Source organism: Myroides odoratimimus, assembly GCF_001485415.1.
Taxonomy (GTDB): Bacteria; Bacteroidota; Bacteroidia; order Flavobacteriales; family Flavobacteriaceae; genus Flavobacterium; species Flavobacterium odoratimimum.
Map to the genome: position 1 here is coordinate 1 of NZ_BCMQ01000038.1, position 20492 is coordinate 20492.

The window sequence follows — 20492 nt, forward strand, 5'->3', positions numbered from 1 at the left end:
TTATCATTTTCTTGAAAGTAGATGGCTAATAATCCCAAAATACATACGATGATATTAAACCATAGATGCTCTGTCCATCCCATCTTTTCAAGTATTCCTCCACAAGAGCAAGGTATAAAGTCGCTGTAGTTTAATATCAGGTAGATGTAAATAGTAAAAACTACCATTAATCCGTAACTAAGATATAAACCTAACAGCTTGAATTGTTTTATCGTTAATAATGAAGCGATAACAAGTTCAACAATAATAACCAAATAGGCTATTATACTAGCGTAAGCGCTTAATAGTGGGGACTGGGTCAGTTGAACTTGAAATGCTTCAAAAGTGATTAATTTGCTTATCGCTGCATAAACAAAAAGTAATACAAAGAAATATTGTACAATAAGTGAGAATTTGGCTTTCATAGTACTGGCATTTTGGGATATCCAAAACTACAAATCACTTATTTTCAAAACAATACGTAATTTTACGTAATTTTAGTAGTTTGACTTCTAAAAAAGATCATCCTCTGTTATATAGTGTCTAATAATAGCATAAGCAACAGCACCTATGAAGTTATTCGCTCCTGTTTTTTGCATAATAATCTCTTTGTGCTTTTCTACAGTTCTAACACTCAAATGAAGTTTTTCAGCTATTTCTCTTCCACTGTACTGCTTAACAAATAGCTTAATGATCTCTACTTCCTTCTGGGTTAAACCAGCATCTTTTTTGTAATCTGCATCTTGTAAATGCTTTACTATATTTCTAATCTGGCTATCATAATACACTCCATCTTCAAATACATTGTAAATAGCTTTTTTTATTTGAGACTGTCCTGCATTCTTGGTTAGATATCCTGCTATCTTATATTTAAGCATTCTCTCAATGGTATAAGAATCATTAAAACTACTAAGAATAAGTATTTTTAAGTCTGGATATCTGTCATTGAGTTTGGGAGTTATCTCAAAACCATCCATAACAGGCATTTGAATATCTAAAAATAGAATATCCACCTTTTTAGTTTTTAATACCTCAAATAGCTCTATACCATTAGAGCACTGAAACACTACTTCTACTCCGTCTAACTGAGATAAAAGCAAACCAAAACTTGTTCTAAAAAGTTTATGGTCATCTACTATTCCTACTTTAATTTTCATATTTATTATTTATTTTTAATGTGGTAATATTAACCTCTTGTTGTCTTTGATGAGTAAAATCTGCTTTAATTTGCTGTACTCTTGTCTTAATATTACTAAGTCCTAAGCCAACATCCTGTCCTTTTAAATCAGCATTAAAATCATACCTTATTCCATCATCAGTTATAGATAATACAAGTTGATCCTCTGTCCATTTAAGTTCTAACTCTGTATAGGTCGCCTTGCTGTGCTTGATAATATTTTGGATTAGCTCTTGTATTATTCTATAGAGTTCTAATCTTACTAATTCACTTAGTATAAAAGTTTGTTTATCAGATTTAAAAGACATTTTTATACTTGTCGCTCTTGATATCCTGGTTAAGTAATTACTTAATATGATACTAATTGGATTATCCTTAATCAAAGGAGGTGATAAGTTATAACTCACTCTGACCGCCTCATCATAGCACAATAAAATACTCTGTTGTATATCTGAAATCGTAGATTTTATTAAATCCTTATCTTGACTAAGTTCTATAACACCTACATAATTTTTTAAAGCTGCTAAATCCCCACAAAGACCATCGTGTAACTCCTTGGCTATTCTTGCTCTTTCTTTATGCTCTACAATTAAACTGTTTCTAAGTTGCTGTTTTAGCTGTTCATTGTGGTACTTGCTTAGATTCTTCTGATAAACAATCACAAGGATAATCACGATAATGACAAGGGAAATCATAATAAAAGTCCCAAGCCAAAAGAATAATTTTATTTCATTTTCCATACGCCAATTGATAAGATGATTCTAAGTATCAAACTAGCTATAATATTCACTAACCAATAATCATTAAAATAGATGTCGTTATTATAGATATAACTTGATAACATAAAAAGTGAAATCGTCGTACTATAATAGAAGAATAGCCCCATAACTACATAAAAACTACTCTGCTTATACAGACTTAAAACCACCTTTTGATCAAAGACCTGTTTTACCCATAAAAAACTACACCACATAATAAACAAGGTCAAAAAAGACTTGTTGATGCTCTTTGCTAAGAAAGCTGAATCTTCTTCCAAACAGAAAAAAGAATAAACATAGATCAATAGAAAAAGACCTAAAAAGGTTAAAAAGAACCATTTAGGTCTTTGTACAATTAATTTTATAAAAAGATAGTATAAAGCTAAAAACTCTAATAATGAATGTATTTGATACCAAGGAATAACACTTATTTTCAATACACCACTAACTACATACTCATATATAGAAGAACCAGCAATTAACAGAATAAGAGGCAAAACATAATTGTTCTGCTTATTTAAATGATTTCCTTTTCCAATAAACATAACTATAGGAAAAAGACCTGTTAATAGCGTTACATATAAGAGTACATAATAAATCATCTACTTACTTTTTATAAGCTTGGTTGGCTTTTTAGGACACATAGGAGGACATGTGATAAGCTCATCAAGCATAATTCCATTAGTTAAATCTTCTCCTTCTTGGTCTACTGCTACTAAAACCATATTGTTTTGATTGCTTTGAGGATCTAAACCTGGATAGATTCGCAATCCAATCCCCCCTTTTTGTTGTAATAACTCATTAATCTTATCAAGACCTACAAAATAACTATTAGGTTTTTCGGGGCTGTTTTCTTGATAAGAATGTGTTAGTTCAATTGCCTTTTCAAGGCTAATTACTGTACCTGATTTTTTGTTAATCTCCATAAAGCTAAACATTTAAAAATTAATAATGTAAATATTTACAATTTCCAAATAATAAACAATACGTGTTTTCCGCATATTTACCGTGTTTTTACGTATTGATTTTAAAAGTAGTATTGCTTTATTTTAAAAGAGCTACTAATAGAAGATTCTTTCAAGGCAAACGTGTCAATAATTAACCAACCAAAACTCAATAATTATGACACAAAATGCTCTTTACAAAAGTGTATTAAAGACAATCGAATCAAAGGAAATTGAACTAAACTTAATTGATTCAACTTCAATTTCAAAAGCTTACGAGATGATTCAATTTTTAAGGCTTTTACTTATAAAGCTAAAAGAAGAAATACTTCAAGTGGGGTTCAAAAATCAAATAGATGAGATTGAATTTTTTAAAGTAATTAAGCCTCAAGTCTTAGGCAAACTAATCTTTTACAACAAACTCTATTCTATAGAAACAAGTTGCCCAATAGATATTGTTGTTAAGAATAAATACTATCATAAGCATCTGGAAGAGCTAAACCTTGAGTATAAGAAGTATTTTGCTTACAATGACTTTTATAAATACTATAATGCTAATCGAACAGACAAAGACATAGAATATTTTACTTTGGGTAAAACAGATTTACTCATTGGCATCAACAGCTTTATCTTTGAAATAGATCCACTCTTCTCAACTTATTATGACTATAAGATCGCTCGTATTATCTCTCATGATCTACTTCAAAACTACCTCCATGAAAAAATACAGGAATATGATATTAGTACTAATCAGATAATATCATCTAATTTAGTGTGGTCAGAATCCCAAAATGCGCTCATAGAACTTATCTACGCACTTTATCTATCAGGGTCTATTAATAATGGTAAAGGAGAAATACGCAGAATAGCGGTACTGTTTCAACAGCTATTTGGTATTAAGCTTTTAGATATACATCATGCCTTTCATAGAATGAAAACAAGAGCTAAATCCAAAACATCTTATTTGGATAAATTAAAAGAAGTGTTAGAGGATCATATGGACAAAAATTACTAATACTTCAATTATAAGGGGGACAAAAAGGTTCCCCCCTTATTTATATGTTTAGATTACTTATTATGACTTAAAATATGATTCATCTCTAAAGGACCTTCATAAATTCTTTTAACAATGATACTATATACAAGTTTTTATTTTTTAAATAAAGTTCTAAAGCTCTAATGAAACTGGTATAGATTTGAAAACACTCGTTTTATAGGTAGAGTTATAATATAAAATAACTAGATTATATTTACCCGACTCCCAAGATTTAGCATTATTTATACTATTTCCCTGATTATCTTTTTCAGCTCCAATTACAATACTATCTCCTGTCCAAGCCCCATTTATATTTTGAAGGGTTGAAATCTTTGAGGCTGGTCCTAAACCTTTGTGTTCTACCTTTGAGATAATAATAGCTTTGCTAAAATCCAATTGTGCTACTGTCTCAGGAGAATGGTTTAGTTTATCTTTAATAAGTGCTGTATACAATATACCATCTCCTTGAATTTGTTTAATTTGAGTACGTCCTATAAACACATCGCCTTTTTTAAATTTTAATGGATTTTCATTATAAGTACCCATATAATAAATCATGGTATCATTTCTAAATATCATATCTCTATCCACAATAGGATCCACAGCTGTACTATTTGCATCTATAATCGTAAAATCCTCTTTTAACTCGAAAACAGAACCATTTTGATCATGTACAGTAAATACAAAATCATAAAGACCTTCGGGAGCGCTCTTTGGAATTGTAAAATGCTTATGTACATTAGTATTTCGATGATCTTTAAACTCATCCCAAACAAGTTCTAACTGCCATTTACTTGAATAAGTTTGCTCCTTTTTAGGAAGAATAGCTACTTTGATTAAACCTATTTTACTTGCTGCTATAACATCTACATTAAAATGAAAGTCTCTACCCCTTATGGCCTTTTTATTATTGGCATATCCTATTTCAAGATTTTCAATTGTTGGCTTTTTTAATTCTTGATCATTATCATCATTACTACAACTAAAAAATAAAACGGATAATATTATGCAAACAAAACAAATAATCTTACTAATTTTTTCTTTTTTCATAACTTCTAATTATTAGGTTAAATCACACTTACTTTTATCATTATATATATTGAGGAAATGGATCACTAAAGGCTATGTTTTTATCAAATAAAACTTGCTCACCCTCTTGCAATAAACACCCTTGAAGCTCTGTAATAATTTCTTGCTTATTTATATGGTGCCCTATAAAAACCAATTCATTTAATCGATCCGCCCATACTGGATGCCAATGAGATTCTATTAAATCTTGGTTATATACAAAATCAGGGTTTTCTATTCTTTGATTAAAGGGAATACTACACCACCAAACTCCTGCCGTCTCTAACCTAGAAGAACCACCAGCTTGTGAAAAATTAAGCGCTTGATTAGGTCTACTTGCAATCCAAAAAAGTCCCTTAGCACGTATTAGATTAGTCGGATAGTCCTCATTTAAATATCTCCATAATCGCTCTGGATGAAAAGGTCTTGGATCTTTAAAAACAAAGGAACTAATTCCATACTCTTCGGTCTCAGGTGTGTGACTTTGTTTTTCTAATTCTAATTGCCATCCTCTAGATAATTGAGCTTGCTCAAAATCAAATAATTTTGTGTTTAATACTTCATTAAGGTCAACCTTTGCAAATTCAGATTTTATAATCTTCGCTTCTGGATTTAACGTGTGAAGAATTGTCTGAAGAAACTTCAAATTATCCTCTTGTACTAAGTCTGTTTTATTTAAAATAATTACATCGGCAAACTCAATTTGATCCGTTAAAAGATTGACAATCGTCCTATAATCATCCTCTATAGCAGTGAGTTTTCGATCTTTTAAAAGTTCAACTGTACCAAAGTCTTTAAAAAAATTGTACGAGTCTACCACAGTAACCATTGTATCTATATAACTAAATCTAGAAAGATCTATACCTGACTCTTGATCTACAAAAGAAAAAGTCTGAGCTACAGCAATTGGCTCACTAATTCCTGTACTCTCTATAAGTAAATAATCAAATCTATTTTCTTTAGCTAGCTTTTCAACTTCCTTGATTAAATCTTCCCTAAGTGTACAGCATATACAACCATTGCTTAGCTCCACTAATTTTTCTTCTGTTCTTGATAAAATATTTTGATTCTCAACTAAACGAGCGTCAATATTAACCTCACTCATATCATTTACAATAACAGCTACTTTTAATCCTTGTTTGTTGTGTAAGATATGATTGAGTAATGTTGTTTTACCTGCTCCAAGAAACCCACTTAAAACAGTTACTGGTAGTTTATTTTTCATTTTTAAATTTATTATTCACTTACAATATTCATCCCTTTTGCTTTTACATTCTTAGAATAATAGGGTTGATTCTGGTATTATTAAAACAAACAGATAATACAAAATTCACTATAGATGTAGTCAAACATATCAGTATAGAATGCAGAATAACTAATTTCATAAATTGAAAAAAGTATGATAAAAGAGTATCAAAACACTTTTATTCTTCTGCATTGCTATCACTGATAAGCACAATTAAAAATCAAAAAATTAGAAAATATACATCAATGCGAATTAATCTAAAGTATTCTACTAAATAGAAAAAAAGCGTTATTATAAAATAAATGGCTGAAACTAATCTAATATTTTCAGCCATTTTAAAACCTACTAACTATATTCAAAGTACATAGCATAAAAATACAATACTTTGCTAATTAATCTTTTATAATAATTTTCAGCAATTCATTTTGATAGGATATTGTTTATGAAAAAAGAAAATCCCTGTTAAAACTCTACTTAAAACATTAAAAGATTAATGTTGAATAAAAGTAATATCATTAAAAAAAAACATAGTGACGATATACGAAATAAGAAAGACGATGTGAGTAATACTTTTCACAACTCAACTTATTTACCATACTGAGCTTTAAAACCACTAGGGGTTAATTCGTGATATTTTTTAAATGCTGCAGTGAAATGGGTCGCATTCTTATAGCCTAAACGTTCACTAATTTCAGCTATAGACAATCTATCTTCCAATAAATAATCTTTAGCCATTCCCATCTTGTAATCCGTTAAAAAGGCATAAGCTGATACTCCAAAAACCTTTTTAAATTCAATTTTTAAAGTACAATCATTTGTACCAAGTTCAATGGCAAGTTTTTTTAATGTTGGAGGTTTTTTATAATTTCTAATAAGTATTTCCTTTGCTTTGTACATCTTATCAAGCTGTATCATCATTTGGGTACATTGTATAGAACAGCGGTGCTGGTGAATCTGTTCTAGTTGTAAAAGCATAAGCTCCAGAATCAAACTATCAAAGTAAATAGCTCGTAATACACCCTCTTTTTTATTATTAATCAGTTTTTGCAATAACAAATCCATACATATTGTTATAGGCATTGGATGAATATTTGTAAAAACATAAGGGGCATTCTCATGAAAATTAGAAGTCTCAAACTGATTTAAATACTTATCTACTAAACTACTTTTAATGTAAATACGAAAAAAAGTTCCTTTTACTCTAAAGCTATGTTTAGCTAAAGCATTTAGATACCTGATAATCAATTGCTCTGACTCTCCACAATTAAATTCAAAATCTTCTTTATTATTATATAACTCCCCCCTTATCTGAAAATGTAAAACAACTGTACCTGATTCTGTGAGTTTCTCATCGAAAAAAAGAAGGTAGTTTTCATCTACCTCACATTTTACAATAGTTACTGATTCTGTTGAAAAAGAATCTAATATAAAATTATCCTTTGAGATTATCTTCTCATTTAGCTCAGATTCAGGTACAATATTAGAATTAGCAGCAAGCAAAAGCTCACTCCTATCAACTTTTATTTCTACCATAATAAATATAACATAAGACACTTACCCTGTGTCTTAAACCAATAAAATAATTAATTCTACTAAAAAATGTTAGTATAGCAACTGTTACAAATCAATTATTAAAAAAGGTGGTGGTCGGGAAAAAATAGTATTAACTATATTCTTTGGCAATATTATTAAAGGGTAATACGTAGTTTTTATATAGTACTTCGCTTTTACAAATACCACAGAAAACACAATCTCCTTACTTAAGAATAAAGGAGTGTTATTATCGAGTAAAACTAGCTCACATATAGGACAAGGTTTTCCATCAATGTGATCTACTTTATGGGTATAACAATGCAAGTTAACTAATTTCAGTATACTGAAAATAGTCACAAAAAAGATAACAATATACTTTTTATACTTGCGCATTGTTTTGTTTGATATGGAATAAGTACTAATTACTCAGTTGCAAATATATACATTAGAATGAATTAACCTAAGACGCAAAGCGGAATAGTAAATGACGTGATTAGCAATTAACTTTTAACTAATTGATAAAAATCTACCATCCTTTCTCTTATAGATAATAAAACCTACTAATATATTAAAACAACCTATTAAACTCTCCAATGGATAAGACCACAACGACTGTAAAATAACTAAAAGAGTAAAAACTATAAATATATATTGTTTCAATAAAGATAATAGACTTTTTAAAATACCCGAATTAGTTTTATTCTTCTTAATTCTTACAAGTCCAAGTACTACTAGTAAGCTACATATACTTAATAAAAAACCACAGTACACTAAAATCTGCTCAAAGCTTCCACTTATTAGTATAATTAAAACAGTACATCCTTGGAAACACAATATCTTGATATTTTGATAAGCACAAGAAGAACTTCTTAGAAATAAAAGAGTATGACTTTTAATAACCATCTCATGTAGAACCTTACTACCTATCCAAGTCATAATACTTATACTAGATAAAAAAAGTAGAATTATAAACCCTTCTATTACTATTGTATAGTGACCATTACTTAACTTATTTACTAATATCATTATAACGTTTAGATTTCCTTGTAGCTCCACATATTTTAAATGTCGTAATAACACAACTTGGAGTAATACATAACATATTCCTACAAATAAAGTTCCTATAAACAAAACTCTAGGTACAGTGTTTATAGGATTTTTAAAATCTGCTACAATGTAAGTAATAGAACTCCATCCAGTATATGAATATGAAATAAAAATTAAAGCTATAATAAAATTTGCAATAACTGTAACATAATCTCTTGTATCATTAATAGTTTGATAATTATTATACACAGAATTTTCACTAGGCATTATCAATCCAAAAACAATAAGTCCTATCATAATAATTACGATTACTACAGTAATACTCTTTTGAAAAACCAAACTAATTCTATGCCCCAAAAAATGTATAATAGTTGTTACTATAACTATACCAGTTGCGATAAGTGTTTGATTTGTTTCAGCAAAAAAAAAGGAAGCAAAAATCTTTGCGCTTAAAGCAATGGACACTGGAAATCCTACTGTAATTGATATCCAACCAGCTAAAAAGCCAATTGTTGGATTATACATTTTTGACAAGAAAGTATACTCTCCTCCATTTTCAGGATATATATTTGCAACTTCTGCATAGCTAATCGCTCCACATAATGCTATTATTGCTCCAAAAATCCAAACTAATATAATTTCAACAAAATCAGTCTGATACATTAATTGAGTTCCCAAACTAGAAAAAGCACTAATACCAATCATATTTGCTATAACAATCAAAACTCCAGAAAAAAGACTAATTGTTTTCTTTGTACTCACGTTCAAGCTCTTTTAATAATTCTATACCTTTTTTATAATTTTGATTAGCTCTTTCCTTTGTGAATTTTTCTAAAGTATTCTCTGCTTTTATGTAAAGTAGACTATCGGTTTTCCCAATCCTATAATCCAATGGTAGAGCATAAACAAAATGTCCTGTTTTGGACTTTAGTGTTGGTATTTGAAAAAACTGCCTAGGCACAAATTCCCCACTTTCCTTTCCTTTAATAAAAGCTTCTACAAAAAAATCTACTGCATAATCAGGATAACCAAATAAATAACCTAAAGCCCTATATCTTTCTGGCATATTTGCATTTTCAATTTTGATTAACATATTTTTGTAATCTGTATTTTGATTAATTAAAAGACTAGAGAAGAATTCTTTTTTATCTTCCAATAATTTAAAAACTAAATCCTTTCTTAATACACAAAAATGGTAAGTTTGAACACTATCCCATGTACTATTAAAAGGATAAATCTGAAATTCTATAGTTTCGAATTTTGAATTTTCAACAATCGATTTCAACAAAGCAATGGTGTCCAACTGTGCCTTGAACTTAGGATCAGATTGCTTTAACTTATAGTCAACCCTATAATCACCTATTGTACTCATTGGTTTAATTGGAGAATAGATAGTATAGATTGCCTCTCTTTGAAGTCCTTGTTCAATAACATAATCTAAAATCTCTTTCTGCTGTTTATTAAATGTATTTAATTGATTCGATTGCAACGCTCTAATAGGTTTACAGCTATAAAAAGTGAGAATGCATCCTATAAATAATAAAATATATTTTTTCATAATTTTCTATTTTAAAAAGTAAAACCTACATTGAATTGTAAACCTGAATATGTATTAAGTTTCTTATTATCTGTTTTTAAATAATTATACGAGGCTTTTAGATAAAAAACAGAACTAGGACTTTTATCTAATTTCAAAGAATAAACAATTTCTGGAGTGACTCTCCAATAGCTACTATCTATATATTGTAATTCATTTTGCATTAATTCTGTAACAACTAAACTACTTGGATTTCCTCCATTATACTTATATTCAGAGCTAAAGCTATGTCTATATTTAAGTCCCATACTTGCTATTAATTCTCCCTTTTTCCTTAAGCGACTTAAGTTTCTTTGATATTTAAATTCTCCCATCCCAGAACTGTTATAGAATTTTGAACCAATTGCCAAATACTTATCTTTTTGATTCAAATAAGACAGTTTAATCGTAAACCAATTGATAAAATCTCCTGTTATACTATTTTGGGTTAAATAATCTACTCCTAAATCAATCCTATCCGTTTTATAATTTGAGAAAACAAATTGTCCTTTTACATCCCATCCCAAATTATCTATATTAGAATCATATAAACTAATATATTCAATTGCTTTTCTGCTAGTACTACTATATTCTAATTGAACCTTCGACTGATATCTATCCTCAGTATTTCCAAAAAAAACTCCTAATTTGTTTTCTCTTGATTTAACCGTTCCATCCTTTTTAGGAACAGAAAAACTAATTTCAACATCTTCAACTTGCAAATCGGTTTTACCATAGAATAAAAACCAATACCTTTTTTGTTTATATAAATAGTTTATTCCTGTACCTAAGGTGTTACCAAAATAATTAGTCGTTCTACCTGAACCTATTGCCTTTACATGATGTCCCAACCCATATAATTCATAATATGGCTGATCGATATAAGTATTAGTATTAGAATTAGAGGACTCCTCTTTAAAGGAAACATAGTTCAATTCTGCACTTATAGAACTATTATTAGTTAAATGATATGACAAAGAAGGATTCATTTGTAATTTATATCGATAATTCTCAGACCTAATATCTCTTTGTTTAGCCCCACTATAAACTTCAAATCCTGTAGCAAGACCTAAACTTATTTTATCTGAAACTTTCAATACACCTTGGGCATTAAAATCTATTTGTTGTTTATTCCATCTACTAGAGTTGGTGTCTGCAACAATAAATGGCATCCCTCTAAATGGATCCAAAATTGAGGCATTAAACTTTACATTTTCTTGTTTAATCCTATTGTAGTTAAAGTTTCCTTTTAAGTAAATTTTATCCCATTTTTTAGTTCCTTGAGAGCTAAATCCATAAAGAGTTGTTTGACTACCTTGTTGTTTTCTGGAGAAATCTCCCCTTTGAGAATCAAATAAAAAATTCAAATCATTATACACTTTAAAATCTTGTTTATCCAAAAGAGACGAATGCATTTGACTAACAAAAAAGGACTCAAATATTTTAATCTGATTGAAAGAAGGTTGTATTTCTTGTTTATCCTGCGCTAATAAAACGCTTGGCAGTATTATAATACAACCATATACTAACTGTTTTACTAAATTCTTCATATTATTTTAATGTGTGATTCCATTTTGGCATTTTAGCTCCATAACGACGAAAGACTGGAATCTCTCCATGAATAAAATCTTCTGAGCTATTATTTAAATCTTGAAGTATAGGTGTACCATCTGCATTTTCACTAATTTTTTTACGTACAACACTTTTAGAATTATAAGTTGCTCCCACATAAGTCATGCCTGCATCTAATACTGAAGGCATTCTCTTACCCACAATCATATTTTCATTATCTCCTGCCTCTACAGCATCTAGCACATAGTTAATTGGAATTTTTGCATAAATGGTATTCAAGGAAGACGAAGCATCTTTTGCCTGCAATTGTAAATTATTTATAGGGTCATATATTTTATCTTCAGGTATAGAAAACAAAACAAAAGCTCCACCAAAAACAGATGTCAAATATTGAGGAGCACTACCTTTAACAGCTTTTCCGTTATAATAGAAATGTTCCATATCGATAGCTGGTTGATCGGGAAAATTTGGATTGTCCATGTTAAACTCAAACTCAGAAATAGTAGCATCTAAAGGAGAATTTGGATTATATCTTTCTAACTTATGATTAGCTGCAAATTGAGAAATAACACAACTTTCCCCTGGGAGTAATGGATAGTCTGTACCTGATCCAGGAAATTTCCAAATTCTCTCGGTATAAACAAACTTGTCTTGATCCTCTGCTGGCCAAATAGGTTTTTGAGTAGTTGCCTTTGTAGGAGCTATTGTAGCGAAATAAACCTGATCTAAATAAATTACTTGATCAGAATTATTATAGATCTCATAGAATTGATTTCTGAAATAAAATGGAGCTGTGCCAGCATAAAATATTTCTTTAAAGACCAAGGGGCTTATTCGAATACCGTCAATATCAACTTCTAAGTAATCTGTTTTTACAATTGGAAAATTATTTTTAGCACCTCTCATTAAAAATTGTTCTCCATTACTACTTGATAGCCTACCCGAAATATTTAGATTATACAGCCCTGGTATTACGTGATTAAATACAATCTGAGTACCTTTTAGCTTTCCCTTATATATCTTGTTTTCTTTATAGTTTTCTAAGTTGACTTCTAATCCTGAGACATCCTCTATATCACTGACCAAAGAACTCACTTCAATTTTAAACTCCACAAGTGTGACAGTATCTGTTTTTAACGCATCATCAAATGATGTACAACTACTCAAAAAAGCAATTACACATAGTGATATTATTCTTTTCATCTTTACTTATTTTTTAAAATAGTTTTGTTAACTCCAGACCAAAGAAAAATTGATTCCCTCTAACTACTTTTACTCCTGGAGTCCTTGCTGCATCATGTAATGGATATGATCTAAACATATTATTTACATAAAATGAAATCCTTGTAGATTGTCCTACCTCTTTAGTTAGGTTTAAATTGAACATAAACATGGGATTGTAACTTTCCTTTAGATGCATTTTTTCATCTAGTGGTCTTACAAGAAGTTTATGCTCTTCTTCAGGTAATGGGTTAGATGCTAAATCATACATCTGTCCATCTATCTTAGAAATGTATTTTATAGGCTTGTCATAATCTTTAAAACTATACCAATCAGACTCTTTCCAAATAGCCTCTGTTGTAAAGGTCATAACAAAGCCAATTTGAGGAATATGATGCACTAGTCTTAAACTTGTAGAAAAACGTTGATTATTTACAACCCTGGAACCTTTTTGATAAACTCCAACATGAGTTCTTTCCTTAGGTCCTGTAGAACTATATCCATCAAAAAAGGAATAATTATTACTATAAGTTTGAGATTCTAAAAAACTTCCATTTAAATAAAATGAAGTCCTTATTTCGTTCCATTTTCCAAGGTCAAAATCAAACTCTACTCCTTTTGACTTATACTCTAGATTATTTGTAGGCTGATAAAATGAAGCCAGTACAGGATTGCTTGAATCTAAATAAATCCCTTGATCATTTCTTTTATACTGTAAAAAATCAACTGGTTTAAAAGACGAAGGTAAGTACCCCATTGAGTATCCATTTTTCAAATGTTCTTTAAATAAAGTAACAACTAACCTTTTCCTATTAAGTTGAAAATCAAACGTAAACTCCGATTTTGTATTGCGAGCTACTTTTAAATCTTTATTGGTAGTATCAAAAACTCTTGTTGTTGTTATAAAAAGTTGTTGATCTTCAGGAATATTGTTTATTCCTAACTCATTTATATTTATATATTCAAAATAAGCTCTTTCAGGATATAAAAACTGTAATCCTGGAGACTTAACTCCTACCCCATGACTAAATCGAATCATCAAATTATTTGGAAGAACATCAAGAGCTAAATTAAATCTCGGAGACCACTGCTCTTTTAATGTAGAATACTTATCATAACGAATTCCTGCATTTATAAAAACATTGCGATTAAGCACTTCAAATTCTATTTGATCTTCTGCAAAAAATGAAAACTGATTTAAATAAGGAATATCATCGTAAGATCTTGGCCTAAAACTTGCATTAAACGCTGATAAATCTCTATAAGGTGGAGCGGTGGGTAAAAAAGTTTTTCCTTTTCCTTTATTTCCATCTTTTTTATACTCAACTCCTAATAATACATTATGAGTAAATATGCCTGTGATTTTCTGAAGTGAACTAGTTAACTTACCAAAAAGATTAATCTCTTTACCATCTATATTATAAAATGCGTTATAAGTACTTGGTAACATCATCGCATAATAATCTTCCTCGGTTTGATACCTATTAGTACCAGCTATTAAATTACCATCAATATCATAAATCTCTATATTTCTATTAGACATAATACTACCATCATACATAGTCATCGAATAAGGAGCTGTGGCTGAGGTATATTGTTGACCATAAAAACTTTTTTTTGCCGTTTGACTATACCCTAAGACATATTTCAAATTTCTAAAAATATCTGAATTAAAGTAATAAGTTCCACTTGCATTAAAAACTAAACCAAGACTACTCCCCTTACTTTGTCTTTGGGTTATTAACTCATCATAGTTTCTATATTGATGATCCTTTGAAGTGGTAAGTTGTAACATCCAATTAGTCTTTAATTGATCATCTAAAAAGGACTGTTCATATTGAGTTCTAAATTGAAATCTTTCATAAGTTAAATAAGATTGTATCGGGCTCTTTATACTCTTGGCATAATCAAAATTTGTAGTTAAAACTCCTAATTTATCTGATAACTTTTCACCTTTTAACACAGAAAACTGATAAACATTAGGGTTTGTCTTAGCTGATAGCATCCAGGGTGTAATTCCTTTCTTAGTTGAGAAAAGAACAGCACCTGAGGTAAGATCTCCATACTGAGCAGAAGCTACACCTTTAATTACCTCAATAGATTCTATTGCATCTGTAGGAACATTTCTAGTATCTATACCTCCTAAAACATTAGCTCCTCCACCTAAAGAAGAAAGATTACCATCTACTGCAGGATTCATCATTTGCATATTAGCATTATTAGAAATAGGCATTCCATCTTGAATTATACTAGTTCCAAAAGAATTCATAGAATGTGTTGTACTTCCAATATTTCTTATCGATATACTCCTATTGCTTTTTAAGTTTGGATTTGAAGTGATCCCTCCTGGAAGTAAACTCATAGCATCATTTAAGCTTAATGATTGCAGATGATCTAAACTTGCTCTGTTTATCTTAGTAGAATGATCTTGCTTTTGAATATTTGAAACAACATGAATTTCCTCTAAACGAAAATTGTCATCTTTTAGCACCCACTCAAATTCAATATCACTAGTAACATCAATCAAAGTATCTAAACTTACCTTTCCAACATAAGAAATCATCACCTGATGTTTTCCCTTAGGCAATTCTAAAGAAAATTCTCCCTTGTTATTTGAAAAAGTTTCAACACGACTAGGTAACGTATATACATAAGCTTGAGCTAAAGCTTCTTTTTGATTTTTAACTTCTTGCAATACTCTGGCTTTAAGTTTATAGGTCTTAATATTTTGAGCATAAATTGAATTTGTATATGAAATACCTGTCAGTATTATTAAAAAACTAAACTGCTTAAATTTCATTTTGTTTATATCGCTAATTAATTTCATTTGCATGATTGATTTTAGATCGGGACAAAACTATATCTGAATAAAAAATCTACACTGACGAGATGCGAAATAATAAAGACGAGACGAGTAATACTTGCGATTATGGTGATTATAATTCTAATTCTATCAATTAGTTTTGTCTGTATAAGCTTTATAAAAACAATCGTAAAGAGCTTATCAATAAAAATGAAAATTCATAAACTACTTTTTTAATGACTGAACTAATCACTAAAAAAACCTTTAGAGATATTATACGCAAAAAACAAAATCTCTTTATTCTCTTAGGAGTTTGGCTAATATGTATCCTAAGTTGTTTTATCAATTACACTCAATTTACTACCCATGCTACCTCTGTTGAAGCTCATCGTGTTGAAGTAAGGGAAAAATGGGAAAATAGTCCTGATAAACACCCCCATAGAATGGCACATTACGGCTACCTTGTTTTTAGGCTTGCTCATCCAATGAGTATATTGGACAAAGGGTTAGACGACTATCTAGGAAATATAATATTCTTAGAAGCTCATAAGCAAAATACGGCAAACATTTCAGAAGCTAATAGCTCAGGGGTTCTTGTACGGTTTGGCGTATTTACCCCTGCTTTTATCTTACAAGTCTTGCTCCCTCTTATTATTTTCTTTGTTGGTTTTAATCTAATAACCAAAGAAAAAGAGGACAATACGTTAAAATTGTTAAGTATTCAAGGAGCCTCAAAAAAGGCTATTATTTTCGGTAAAGTAAAGGGATTGTGGCATTACGCTCTTCTACTTTCTCTACCTATATTTCCAATACTAATTGGACTGATAAGCTACAGTTATTTAAGTACTTTTTCCGATATTCTGTTTCGAAGTTTACTGATTCTGTTTTCTTATGCTTTATTTTACTTTTTGCTAAGTTCAATTGTTGTAGGAATCTCAACACTAAGTAAAAACTCATCCATAGCATTGATTAACCTAATTACCATCTGGCTTTTGATGTCAATTATTCTACCTAAAGCAGTACAATATACCGCTCAAATTAGTTATCCAATTGAATCAAGGATTGCCTTTGAATCCAAACTTGAAAAAGAGATTCTAAAAGTTGGTGATAGTCACAATCCTAATGACCCTTACTTTTCTCACATCAAAGACTCTTTATTAAATCATTACAATGTTGACAATGTAAATAAACTTCCCTTTAACTATGGAGGTTTTATAATGAAACAAGGCGAAAAAATCAGTACGGGTATTTACAATGCAAAAATGAAAGAACTAGAAGATACTTTTGAAAAGCAATACCAAATCACCCAATACTCTAGTTATTTTAATCCAATGACAGCCATTAAAAGCTTTTCAACCACAGTTTGTGCAACAGATTATTATGCTTATAAGATGTTTCAAAACCAAGCAGAAGAATACCGCTACAAACTAGCTCAATATATGAATGACTTACAAATAGAACACATCAGTAATGACAAATCTAAAAACGAAATTATTAGTCAAGAAAACTGGAAGAACCTTCCTGATTTTAAATATCAATATACAGGACTATTAACTAGTTTACAAACTCAATTAACCACTTGTTTTGCCCTAGTCTTTTGGTTTGCAATAAGTCTTTTAATCATACTCCTAAGTATCAAAAAACTCAAATTCAATTAAGATGAATAAGTACTTATATAAACAATTTTTTCAAAATAAATTGTATGTATTTTCACTAATACTACTATTTTTTCTTGGAATATTATCCATACATACTGGAGTTACATTCCTTGAAAAAAACAATCAATTAATGCAAGATGCTACTGAATATCAAGAGCAAAGCATTCAAAAAAACACAGCGCACGAAACACATATTGGATCTACTCTTTACTATATAAAATTCCATTTATTTAACGAACCTAGTAAATTAACAGCACTTAATATTGGTATGAGAGATTTTACACCAAGTGTAAAAGGAATAACTATCCGAAATTTAGAAGAGCAGAAATACAATACCGATTTCTATAACCCTACAAGCGCACTAGCTGGAAATTTCGATTTTAGCTTTGTACTTATCTTCCTTTTTCCACTTATTATAATTGCTATTAATTTCAATATTCTATCACAAGAAAAGGAAAGTGGTACATTGAAACTATTGTCTTTACAAAGTGGAAATATAAAAAGAATAATAGATACAAAGCTCTTAATAAGATTCTTGGCTATTATTTCAATTTATTTTTTATTGCTCTTAATTGCCAAACTATGGATTGGTATTCCCTTGGATAGTACCTTTAGTTTATTCATTTTACTTGGTTTTTTATACATTTTGTTTTGGTTTGTTTTATGCCGTTTTATAATAGCAAGCAATAAGAATACCTCATATAATGCACTTTCTCTAATTATTATTTGGATAGGAATTAACTTTATTGTTCCAATGATAAGCTTTGTTCTAATTCAAAAAATGTATCCTATCAAAGAAGCATTACAAACTGTTATAGAACAAAGAGATGGTTATCACAATAAATGGGACGAACCTCAAAAAAACACAATAGATAAATTTCATAATATATATCCTCAATTTACAACTAATGATACCATTTTTAATAATGATTTCAATTGGAAATGGTATTATGCGATGCAACATCTAGCGGATGTGGAATCAATGAAATCTTCTATTGCTTATCAGGGCAAAATAAAGGCAAGAAATAATGCTGCTAAACTAATAGGTTATTTTCTTCCAAGTATACACACCCTATCACTTTCAAGTGAACTAGCCTTATCTGATCAAAATAATATACTTGCTTATGAAAATAAACTAAAGGATTTCCATCATCAGAAACGTTTGCATTTTTATCCCTTAATTTTCTCTAATCAAGACAGTACTGTAGAAAATTGGAACAATCACAAACTAGAAAAATTCAAAGCACAATCAAACGTTTCAATTATCGAACTATTATTGCCCCTACTTCTTATCATTACTATTTTACTGATTATCTCACATAAAAAACTAAAAAAATTATGCTAAAAGCAACCAACCTACATAAAAAATATGACAATAACACAGCGTTACATAGCTTGAATATAGAGCTCAAAAAAGGAGAAGTCTATGCTCTACTTGGTCAAAATGGAGCAGGAAAAAGCACAACTATTAATATATTTTTAGGTTTTATAAAACCAACATCTGGAGAAGCTTTTATAAATGGGATATCTGTTATAGAGAATCCACAATTAATAAAAAAAGACATTGCCTATATACCCGAAACAGTTATGTTATACCCCGAACTAACTGGAATTGAGAATCTGGATTTCTTTAGTAAAATTGCTGGTTTTTCTTATACTCAGAAAGAACTCATCGATTTTTTAATACTAACGGGGCTACAAGAATCTGCACATCATAGAAAACTTAAAGGATACTCAAAAGGAATGAGACAGAAAGTAGGAATTGCCATTGCAGTTGCTAAAAATGCCAAAGTGCTGTTTTTAGATGAACCAACAAGCGGACTTGATCCAATTGCTACAAATGAATTTAATGAACTCATCTGTAAATTAGGTTGTGAGGGTAAAACAATTTTTATGGCTACACATGATATATTCAATGCGACTAAAGTCTCAACCAAAATAGGAATAATGAAGCAAGGAAAACTGATACAACAATTAGATTCTAAAAATTTCACACCTGATGAATTACAGGAACTATACATAAAAACTATATAAATTAGTTAGGTAAAAAACGGGTTATAATAAGTTATAATTCGTTTTTTTATTTTTATTTATTTTACTTAAATTTAGTCTTAATAAACTATAGTGTAAAATCATGAGATATTCTTCTTATAAAAAAATTACCGTTCTACTCTTTTTAATAATTCAAATATTTTCATTTGAATTATTCGCTCAAACAAATACAGAATATTTTGCAATTGAAAATACTCCACTATACCAAATTAAAACTAGTGATGTCAACTTAGCGATACGCTATAAAAAAGGGCAAGGTATCCCTATAGTTTTTATACACGGATCATGGGATGATCATAATTCTTGGTTACCTGTGGCCGAAGAGATAAACAAAACAGCTACTAATCCTATAATTTTATATGATAGAAGAGGACATAGTGCTTCTTCTGCTGATAAAGAGCAAGGTACTATATCAATGGATGTTCAAGATGTTTTATCCTTACTTGATGCGCTTGAGGTTAAAAAAGCTCACTTTATTGGGCACTCTTATGGAGCAAATATCACAATTGAACTAACTAATAATCACGCTAATAGAGTTGAGAGTATTGTTTTATATGAACCTCCTATTTTTGGAATGCTTAAAGGACAAACTCAATACAAACAAATTCTATCAGAGGTACAGAATGAAATGCAAAAAAGTAAAACTTTACTTGAACAAGGACACATTGAACAGGGAACCTTTAATTTTATTGAAAAAGTTGCCTTTGGAAAAGGTAGTTGGTATTCTGTTTTTGATCAAAGAGCCAGAAATACAATGACAGCTAGTTACACTACTTGGCTTGATCAAGCTAATGATCCTGAAAGATTAAATATAAAACCAGA

The 20492-nt window shown here is 29.8% G+C and carries 18 protein-coding genes; 5 read left to right on the plus strand and 13 right to left on the minus strand.

All coding sequences use genetic code 11. The features are described from left to right. The 5 genes from MODO_RS17795 to MODO_RS17815 form a co-directional block, all read right to left on the minus strand. The coding region (locus MODO_RS17795) for a MauE/DoxX family redox-associated membrane protein (protein ID WP_305801358.1) at window positions 1–404 on the minus strand (404 nt) is incomplete at its 3' end. An 87-nt stretch (window positions 405–491) separates the two neighbouring features. Continuing rightward, window positions 492–1136 (minus strand): response regulator transcription factor, encoded by a 645-nt coding sequence (locus MODO_RS17800; protein WP_059051383.1) that lies wholly within the window; start codon window positions 1134–1136, stop codon window positions 492–494. After that, complete coding sequence (locus MODO_RS17805) at window positions 1126–1896, minus strand: sensor histidine kinase (protein WP_059051385.1); 771 nt, start codon at window positions 1894–1896, stop codon at window positions 1126–1128. Before MODO_RS17805 ends, MODO_RS17800 begins: the two co-directional genes overlap by 11 nt. Further along, window positions 1881–2516 (minus strand): hypothetical protein, encoded by a 636-nt coding sequence (locus tag MODO_RS17810; protein ID WP_059051388.1) that lies wholly within the window; start codon window positions 2514–2516, stop codon window positions 1881–1883. The genes MODO_RS17805 and MODO_RS17810 overlap by 16 nt, the downstream gene beginning before the upstream one ends. After that, entirely contained in the window at window positions 2517–2840 is a 324-nt protein-coding gene (locus tag MODO_RS17815) for a hypothetical protein (protein ID WP_058699366.1), read from the minus strand. A 196-nt stretch (window positions 2841–3036) separates the two neighbouring features. On the opposite strand from MODO_RS17815, the gene MODO_RS17820 reads away from it, so the two are divergent. Then, window positions 3037–3873, plus strand: coding sequence for an RteC domain-containing protein (locus tag MODO_RS17820; protein WP_059051612.1), 837 nt, complete (start codon window positions 3037–3039; stop codon window positions 3871–3873). 153 nt (window positions 3874–4026) lie between these two features. On the opposite strand, the gene MODO_RS17825 is transcribed toward MODO_RS17820, so the two are convergent. The 8 genes from MODO_RS17825 to MODO_RS17860 form a co-directional block, all read right to left on the minus strand. Continuing rightward, window positions 4027–4944, minus strand: coding sequence for a DUF4625 domain-containing protein (locus MODO_RS17825; RefSeq protein ID WP_059051614.1), 918 nt, complete (start codon window positions 4942–4944; stop codon window positions 4027–4029). Between the two features lie 40 nt (window positions 4945–4984). After that, on the minus strand, window positions 4985–6187 hold the full coding sequence (locus MODO_RS17830) for a GTP-binding protein (protein WP_059051616.1): 1203 nt from the start codon (window positions 6185–6187) through the stop codon (window positions 4985–4987). Window positions 6188–6793: 606 nt separating this feature from the next. Continuing rightward, window positions 6794–7741: a helix-turn-helix domain-containing protein gene (locus MODO_RS17835; protein ID WP_059051618.1), complete on the minus strand. Its 948-nt coding sequence runs from the start codon at window positions 7739–7741 to the stop codon at window positions 6794–6796. Between the two features lie 507 nt (window positions 7742–8248). Continuing rightward, window positions 8249–9550, minus strand: coding sequence for an APC family permease (locus MODO_RS17840; RefSeq protein ID WP_144964309.1), 1302 nt, complete (start codon window positions 9548–9550; stop codon window positions 8249–8251). Next, window positions 9528–10346, minus strand: a complete 819-nt coding sequence (locus MODO_RS17845; protein ID WP_025125902.1) for a hypothetical protein — start codon at window positions 10344–10346, stop codon at window positions 9528–9530. The genes MODO_RS17840 and MODO_RS17845 overlap by 23 nt, the downstream gene beginning before the upstream one ends. An 11-nt stretch (window positions 10347–10357) precedes the next feature. Further along, the gene (locus MODO_RS17850) at window positions 10358–11914 is read right to left on the minus strand and encodes a DUF6850 family outer membrane beta-barrel protein (protein WP_059051623.1); all 1557 of its coding nucleotides are present in this window, start codon (window positions 11912–11914) and stop codon (window positions 10358–10360) included. A gap of 1 nt (window position 11915) precedes the next feature. Next, window positions 11916–13139 (minus strand): DUF4876 domain-containing protein, encoded by a 1224-nt coding sequence (locus MODO_RS17855; RefSeq protein WP_059051625.1) that lies wholly within the window; start codon window positions 13137–13139, stop codon window positions 11916–11918. 13 nt (window positions 13140–13152) lie between these two features. Beyond that, entirely contained in the window at window positions 13153–15984 is a 2832-nt protein-coding gene (locus MODO_RS17860) for a TonB-dependent receptor (RefSeq protein ID WP_069190348.1), read from the minus strand. A gap of 212 nt (window positions 15985–16196) precedes the next feature. On the opposite strand from MODO_RS17860, the gene MODO_RS17865 reads away from it, so the two are divergent. The 4 genes from MODO_RS17865 to MODO_RS17880 all read left to right on the plus strand — a co-directional run. Continuing rightward, the gene (locus tag MODO_RS17865) at window positions 16197–17618 is read left to right on the plus strand and encodes a DUF3526 domain-containing protein (protein ID WP_059051630.1); all 1422 of its coding nucleotides are present in this window, start codon (window positions 16197–16199) and stop codon (window positions 17616–17618) included. A 1-nt stretch (window position 17619) separates the two neighbouring features. Then, complete coding sequence (locus MODO_RS17870) at window positions 17620–18963, plus strand: DUF3526 domain-containing protein (RefSeq protein WP_059051631.1); 1344 nt, start codon at window positions 17620–17622, stop codon at window positions 18961–18963. Beyond that, a complete protein-coding gene (locus MODO_RS17875) occupies window positions 18957–19652 on the plus strand; it encodes an ABC transporter ATP-binding protein (RefSeq protein WP_059051633.1) in 696 nt (231 codons plus the stop codon). The genes MODO_RS17870 and MODO_RS17875 overlap by 7 nt, the downstream gene beginning before the upstream one ends. Before the next feature lie 100 nt (window positions 19653–19752). Then, on the plus strand, window positions 19753–20492 hold a 740-nt coding region (locus tag MODO_RS17880; RefSeq protein WP_059051635.1), incomplete at its 3' end, for an alpha/beta fold hydrolase.